This window comes from Lactiplantibacillus modestisalitolerans, assembly GCF_005405425.1.
GTDB lineage: Bacteria > Bacillota > Bacilli > Lactobacillales > Lactobacillaceae > Lactiplantibacillus > Lactiplantibacillus modestisalitolerans.
This window is the reverse complement of the sequence record NZ_BJEA01000030.1, coordinates 1-7,159: the sequence shown is the minus strand read 5'-3', so window position 1 is coordinate 7,159 and position 7,159 is coordinate 1. Positions and strand designations below refer to the sequence as shown.

Genomic DNA, 7,159 nt, shown 5'->3' with positions numbered 1-7,159 from the left:
CCACTATAAAGTAATAGAGGCATAGGAGCACCCCGTCGGGTAACTTCTATGCCTCTAAGCTTAGTATTTTTTGCATCTTTAAATGACGAATAATCGGAACGCTGAACCTAGTTAGACACCCAAGTGTTGCGAGATAGCCGAAACGTGTTCCGGGTCGGCTGACGCCTGCGCCTGCTACGCTAAGACGCCATCGCCAAACCCAGGCGACAACGCCTAGCCCGTTCACTGCTAGATAGCCGAAACGTGTTCGGTCAGACTGGTATCTGCGCTTGCTACGCTAAGGCGTCATCGCATAAACCGCGACAACGCCTTAGCTAGGCAATGCTCAATACCACCCGTCTGACCTCACACTCTTAAATTCTCCCTCATCACCTCATAGAGCGCCTTCCCAAACGCCACACTACTAGTCGGGTCAAAATGAAAATTATCCCGCAAAGTTGCATCCTTTAAGTCAATCACGTGCAGGTTTGGATCCGCTCGTGCCAACCGCAACAAACTCGCTTCTACCTGCGGGTCGTACTGAGTCGAGCGATGACTGACGGTCCCACAGAAAATTGGTAACTGCGGCTGCCGCACAGTCTCCCGACAAGCCGCAAAGAACGCCTTCAGGTTGTCGTAGTAGTGCGCCGAAGCGGCCGGCGAAAAGTCCGCCCGGTCACCCTCGCCCTGGTGCCACAGCATCGCATGCACCGTCTGCACCGCCGGCGTGGTCCGTTGACAAGCTGCAACCAACGCCTGTAATTGACGTAATAGCGAATGACGCGGATCACTCAGTTGACCCACATCCGCGGTCCAGTGATCAGCCGACTCGCCGGTCACGTCAATCGACGTACCCCCTTCGGAACATTTCATCACGTAGAGGTCGTAATTGGCTACTTGCGACAAGTAGTAGTAAGTGGCAAGGTCAAAGCCCCAGCGCTTAGCAGACAGGTCATCCGCCGTGATGGCTGGTTGAAAGCGCCCCTGCGCGTGCCCGGCCGTGTAGTTACTACAATAATGTACGTGCGTCATCGGCAGCGTAATTGGTGCCGGTAATTCAGCTAACGGGTTGCGCCCGTCAATATTAGACTGTCCCGCTGAAATCAAGACGAGTCGTTTACGTGGTTCGATTATCAAGACCCCCTAATCTAACGTCGCGGCGGCATCCAGCCAATCATAGCGACCCCGGAGCCGCGTCGCAAGTTCACCATCATTATAGGCCCGATGGGTGTTGGAAAGTAGCATAATTTTAGCATCGCGCGGTGCCATTAGGTACTGGCGCTCCCACTGATCGAGGTCGGGACCGTCACCAATCAAGCGAATATGGGCGCGGAGCGTGGCGGTAACGTCCGCCGCCGAAACCAAGTTATTATAGCAGTCGTTATCGTAAAAATGAGCCCACTTCGGTTGCGGGTTCGCCTGCCAAAGTCCTGGCACCCGTTGGAGGTTGCGGTAAGCAGCATCTGCTTGCACAAAGGCGCATAACCGCCCCCGGTCCGTAGCCGAATCGCAATTACGAATCGCATTGATTACCAGTTTTAGCGCCTTCAAGGGATAAACGTGAACGGCCACGCTTAACCACAAGTCATTGTAGAGCCGGCGCTTGTCAGCCCCTGGTAAAGTCGCTTGCGTTTGTTGGACGTTTTGCGCCAAGGCGCACCACGGTTGAATGGCCCCCCGAATCAACTTTTCGATGTGATCAAGTTGCGCCGCAAACTCCTGGTCACCGGTTAGCCAACCCATCTCTGGGAGCTGCTTGCGGCCAGTTAACCAAGTCGCAACCAACTTTCGAAGCGTATACGGATAAAATTCGTCACCGGCCTTCTGATCGGCAAACGGGCCGTATGCTAAGGCGGCGGCAAAATAGTCGTGGTACAGGCGTGCAATCGGGGCGTGGGCCGTCTGATAATAGTGCGCCACGTAATCTTTCAGGATCTGAGCTTCGGATTGAACGTGAAAGTCTGCCCGCCAACTTTGGGCCATTAAGCGAATGAAAAGTACGTTAGGCTTAATGTTCCCCGTATTACACATCACGAAGTCGTCCATTCCGGCTTGGTGAACCTTTTCTAACTCGGCGGCCACGGTGTGCGGGTCGATTTGGAGAAGCCCCAAGAAATTGGAAGCTTGCAGGTCGTGAAAAGCAACGTGGTAATAAATGCCTTGCGAGCGGTCGGGCCGCCCCCCGCTTAGGACGTCCGTCCGCGGGTCGTCATCTCCTTGGCGCCGTGATAGCATCCGACCGTAGCCGTTGTCCGCCCAAATTTGAATCACGTCCGCGGGAATATCTAAGAGGCCTTGTTGTGATAAGGCCGTCAGTTCGCCATAAATATTGATGGCACAGGTGGCCTCGGGTTGCGCAGCTTTCACGAGGCGGTACTGCGTTTTAATCACGTCGCTAATGATACGGCCGCGGTCAGCTAACGAGTAGTGCTGATCATCGTCGAGCCAGAAGGGCCGGTCCCCCTGTCCACGAAAGCCCAGTGTCCAAATAACGGCATGGTCTTTTTGAGCCGCGATGGCGTCACGCCACAATCCTTGAAACAGCTCCGGATACTTCTGATACGAGGCATCCAAATCGGGATAAGCCCGTGAAAACATTTGGGCTCCCAGGGGTTCAGCGTGGTGGTGCGTTAAAATTAAACCCATTTCCGCCGCGGTCACGGTATTTTCGTGGGCCGTCTTATCCGTCCCTGGAATAATGAGATTCCCACCGCAACGTAGTAAGGTTTCGTAAACCAGTAGCCAAACGTTAGTATTGGATTCTTGGTAATCCCAATGTTTTAATAAGACCTCGTCATTGACGAACCAACCGCGGTATTTAACGCGAAACGCGGGTAATTGCAGCTGGGCTAAGGTTGGTACGGTAATTGTTGGCACGGGCTGTGGTAAGGTATCCAGCCAAAACCAAAAATCATCCACGTGTAAAACTTGTCGCGAAAACGCCAAAGCACCGTACATCACGCCGCGCGCGGTTCCAGAGCTAATTTGAAGTTGCTGCGGAGCGACCCGCGTGATCTTAAACTGTTCACTGGCAGGAAGCTGTGAATCCAAGACCAGTTGAATTTGATTGGCTTCCCCAAGCGCCGTGACGGTCGCGGCCAGGTCCCGCCGTAAAATTCGGCTTGCGTTGCGGAGAACCGGGTTGCTTAAATCCGCCGTAACTTGGGTACTTTTAGAAACGATAAATTGATTGCTCATTCTAATTCCTCCATTGTTCGGTCATTCTTTGGGTTGCGTCACTTGGTCGTTTTTCTTCCAGAAGTCAATTGAATCGTACTTAACCCCGGTTAAGTCTTCACAAACCGCCTTCGTATGGGGATCAACTTGACTCATACTCCCCCCATTTTGTAACCGAACCAGTTCGTCGGCCAAAACGGTAAAGGTCTTTTTGCTCAGTTTAAACCGTAATGCAAAGAATAACGCCAGCGCAATCATGATGGCGACACCACCGGACACAATGAACGTAATCATATTCGTGGCACTCGCCGGTTGGGCAATCGCCCCGGAAGTGGATTGTCTGAAATGCGCAAAGTCTAGTAAGTACCCAGCAACAACGGACGCAAGCCCCTGACTAATTTGGTTAATAAAGACCATGACGGATGCGAATAAACCGGAGCGATTTTTCCCGGTAACCAACGTATCAACGTCTGGAATAAACGGAAAGACGTTCCACGGTACGAAGTATAGGATGTATAACCCCACTTCGTAGAATAACGTCCCAATTACTAACCAGACCATAACGTGCGCAGGTTTGGTGAGGGCAACAAACGCCCAGTCCGCACAGGAAATTAAAATGAGACTGTAACCAAACGCGTACAATGCCCGGGGTGAGATTTTGGTCACAATGTACCCCGCTAAAAGTGTGACTGGTACGGAAACGATACTTAACGATTGTAAGAATCCTGAAACACTCGTCGACTTACCAACCACGAAAACGATAAAGTACACGAAGACGGTTGACCAAAGAATCGTCGCAAAGTAAGAACTGAGATAGATACCCATGTGAATCCGGAAGCTCTTAATCTTAAACGTTGAGAAATAGTTTTTAAGTTCCGATTTTAAGTTGGGCTTGTTCCCATTATTTTCACGCCGTGCTTCGGCTTCAATGTGTTGTGCTTCGGCCTTGGTCACAAAGTGTTCCCAAGTCGTTTTGTAGGTAATGAAAATCAAGAAGAACGTCACAATTGAAAAGCCTGCTTGCATGACAATGTACGGTACGGGTGACGTCTTTGGAAAGTAATTGAATAATTGGGCAGGCACAAACTGAGCTAACATGTTCCCCAAACCGGCAATGACCATCCGGGCCGTTGACATCGTCGTCCGTTGATTGTAATCCTTCGTCATTTCGTTAGGAAGCGTTTCCCACGGAATTTGTAAGACGGACATTAACACCGTTGTAATGACGTACGTGACTAAATAATACCAAAAACTCATGCCGGCAACCCACATCGTAATGGCAAATAATACCGACGGTGCGGCCGCTAAAATAAAGACGTGCCGGCGCCCATACTTACGGCCGATTTTAAACTTGTAAATGTTATCTGAAATATTACCCATGACTAACGACGCAATGGCGTCCGCCACCCGGCCAACTAAAAAGATTGTTGCCCCTTGGCCGGCGGTTAGGCCACAAAAAGTCGTGTAAAAGAAGAGTAACCAGGCACCAACTAGCCCCTGCATTGAAATACTGAAAAATGAAAAGACTCCGAATCCTACCGAATGACCGAGACCGACCTTGGAGCGATGCTGATAAATCTTTTTACCGGCGTACTCGTCCCAGCCATCGTGAAGCGTTGTTTTCTGTTTATCCATTCTGACTGCCTCCTACAGTTTAAAAGCAAGTTTTGTATTCGCTTTCATTTAAGCGTACAAAGAACCTTCTTTCCCCATAAGAATGGCCCCGCTGACGATGATTTTGAACCACTTAGCTAGCTAATAATGTTTTACCAATCAGCAATTCTTTTGTACAATTACATTATAGGTGCTGAATAACGCATATTCTTTGCTTTTTCATCGCTAAACTTTGCAAAACTGTAGGTGATAACTTGATTGATAATCTACCCATTGACGGGACCATTTCCATACCGGTCTTTTGTAAACACGTCACGAGTCAACGACACAACAGCCCCTTACACGTGCACTCGCACCATATTGAACTGTATCTCCTCCGCTCGGGTGACATCAGTTTTTATACTGAGCGCCAGGCGTTTGCGGTTGAACCTAACACCTTGATCCTAATCCCCAATGGCATTTGGCACTGTGCACTGACGCACGGTCCAACTGTGTATGAACGCGTCTGCTTGAACATTGATACCGGCTTAATTGCTCAATTTTCAACGAAGCAGACCGACCTCTACGCTTGCTTTCGAACGGCCTTAAAACAGGAAGTCAGCGCACAGCAACTCACCGAAGCGCAGTGCCAGCACTTCACTGAATTATGTGACCAACTGTTAACGATTATCGACCACCCTAAATACGCGGCCGACGTTGCCGAACGCATTCAATTAATGACAATTTTAATTTTCGCTAACCAAACACCGGCTCACACCCTCCCCCGTGAAAACCAAATGCCCGCCTTACTCGAAAAAATCACCCATTTTATTGGCGATCATCTTCAAACGGACTTAAGTTTGCGGGCCCTGGGCGAATATTTTTACCTCAATCCCAATTACCTTGATCAGTACTTCAAAAAGTACATGAACGTTTCGCTACACACGTACATCATCGAAAAACGGATTGAGCGCGCTAAGCAGTTGTTAGCAACCGGCCTGAGCGTCACCGAAGTCTGCGCGCAGTGTGGTTACGGCAATTACAGCAATTTTATTCGCACGTTTGGTAAACAGGTCGGGGTTTCTCCAGGCCGTTACAAAAAACAAATGCGTTCATAATGGAAAATTGCTGAATTCATGGTACACTAACGGTAAGTTAATGGTTAAGTAGGGTAACCATGTCGGTTAAAAAATGCGCTGAACCGCCAACTGCCAAGCGCTGAAGCGGGCGTCGAGCGCTGGAAAGCTGTGGACGTGGTCCCAAGTTCAATTGGAGGTCGAATTTAATGAATGTCTTTCAACATTATCTCGATCAACACCACGTCACCCGTTACCGGGTCAGCAAAATTAGTGGCGTTGGTCAAACCACCCTCTTACGGGCCAGCCAATCAACCAGTGGCACCGATCGCTTATCAGGCCGCGTCATCAAGGCAATTGCACGCGCCGTTAATAAAACACCTGGGCAGGTCTTAGATGAGCTGATTACGTTGGAACAGCGCTTAGACGAAGAGCGTCTTGAACAGAAATAGTAGTGGCGGCACGGCCCCTTCGTTAGCCCATAGGAAAGTGATTGATCCGGATTGTTTGTTCAGTTCCAGTATTAACGTGCGTGCTTAAACGCTTACGCACTTTGCTATTTTCCATTGTTATTTTCTAGCCACTTGTGGTAATAGTTTGGCCCCCAGCGTAGATATCAAAAATCGGTTAGCCGGTAAGCTTTAATGTTGTCAGGTGAATCATCCTTAGCCCCGCTGATTCACCTAATGCCGTTAAGCGCAGTTGACCGGCTTTTTGGTTGTCCATTCCGATCTCCAACCATGCGGAGCGCCCAAAGGCTGTGTACGGGCGTTATTGGCCATCTTAGCGCTACCAATAAGGGCCAAGCGGGAAAGATCTTGAGAATCAGCTATGGAATTGATTATCATCGTCTACCACTGGAATGTGTGGGCTAACTACTAAAAAAGAAGCCGTTATATCAACGATATAACGACTTCTTTTAGGTACCGAAAGCTATCTGGATAGCCTCTAAGTACCGGCGATCGGGGTCGAACCGATACTCCCTCAACGGGAACTGGATTTTGAGTCCAGCGCGTCTGCCAATTCCGCCACGCCGGCAAAATAATAAATGGGTCTTTTACTGATCAGGAACATAACCTTTTCAGGAAAGGCGGTAACCGGATTTGAACCGGTGATGAAGGTTTTGCAGACCTCTGCCTTACCACTTGGCTATACCGCCATCATCTTTTTGCCCAAACCCAACTGGGTTAGCTGGATTCGAACCAGCGCATGATGGAGTCAAAGTCCATTGCCTTACCACTTGGCTATAACCCAATCAAAGGGCGGTAGGTGGGAATCGAACCCACGCGTGCCGGAGCCACAATCCGGTGCGTTAACCACTTCGCCACTACCGC

5 protein-coding genes and 4 tRNA genes are annotated in these 7,159 nt (G+C 49.7%); 2 read left to right on the top strand and 7 right to left on the bottom strand.

What is annotated here, in order from left to right:
• Positions 1-345: 345 nt before the first annotated feature.
• From FFM79_RS12450 to FFM79_RS12440, 3 genes are read right to left on the bottom strand one after another with little or no spacing between them, the layout of a single operon-like run.
• Positions 346-1,116 (bottom strand): sialate O-acetylesterase, encoded by a 771-nt coding sequence (locus FFM79_RS12450; protein ID WP_225424454.1) that lies wholly within the window; start codon positions 1,114-1,116, stop codon positions 346-348.
• A 6-nt stretch (positions 1,117-1,122) separates the two neighbouring features.
• A complete protein-coding gene (locus FFM79_RS12445) occupies positions 1,123-3,177 on the bottom strand; it encodes a glycosyl hydrolase 115 family protein (protein ID WP_137643786.1) in 2,055 nt (684 codons plus the stop codon).
• Between the two features lie 21 nt (positions 3,178-3,198).
• Complete coding sequence (locus tag FFM79_RS12440) at positions 3,199-4,791, bottom strand: MFS transporter (RefSeq protein WP_137643785.1); 1,593 nt, start codon at positions 4,789-4,791, stop codon at positions 3,199-3,201.
• Positions 4,792-5,024: 233 nt separating this feature from the next.
• Here FFM79_RS12440 and FFM79_RS12435 point away from each other — a divergent pair, with 233 nt between their 5' ends.
• Positions 5,025-5,867, top strand: coding sequence for a helix-turn-helix domain-containing protein (locus tag FFM79_RS12435; protein ID WP_137643784.1), 843 nt, complete (start codon positions 5,025-5,027; stop codon positions 5,865-5,867).
• A gap of 167 nt (positions 5,868-6,034) precedes the next feature.
• Entirely contained in the window at positions 6,035-6,277 is a 243-nt protein-coding gene (locus FFM79_RS12430; protein ID WP_137643783.1) for a hypothetical protein, read from the top strand.
• Positions 6,278-6,778: 501 nt separating this feature from the next.
• Here FFM79_RS12430 and FFM79_RS12425 read toward each other — a convergent pair.
• The 4 genes from FFM79_RS12425 to FFM79_RS12410 all read right to left on the bottom strand — a co-directional run bounded on the left by FFM79_RS12425 (position 6,779) and on the right by FFM79_RS12410 (position 7,159).
• Positions 6,779-6,863, bottom strand: a tRNA-Leu gene (locus FFM79_RS12425).
• 50 nt (positions 6,864-6,913) lie between these two features.
• Positions 6,914-6,984: transfer RNA gene (locus FFM79_RS12420), tRNA-Cys, on the bottom strand.
• Positions 6,985-7,007: 23 nt separating this feature from the next.
• Positions 7,008-7,079: transfer RNA gene (locus FFM79_RS12415), tRNA-Gln, on the bottom strand.
• 7 nt (positions 7,080-7,086) lie between these two features.
• Positions 7,087-7,159 (bottom strand) — tRNA-His (locus tag FFM79_RS12410).

Bases quoted from the DNA above. Each gene is read 5' to 3' on its own strand.
- FFM79_RS12445 (WP_137643786.1), bottom strand. From the start codon at position 3,177: ATGAGCAATCAATTTATCGTTTCTAAAAGTACCCAAGTTACGGCGGAT.
- FFM79_RS12440 (WP_137643785.1), bottom strand. From the start codon at position 4,791: ATGGATAAACAGAAAACAACGCTTCACGATGGCTGGGACGAGTACGCC.
- FFM79_RS12430 (WP_137643783.1), top strand. From the start codon at position 6,035: ATGAATGTCTTTCAACATTATCTCGATCAACACCACGTCACCCGTTAC.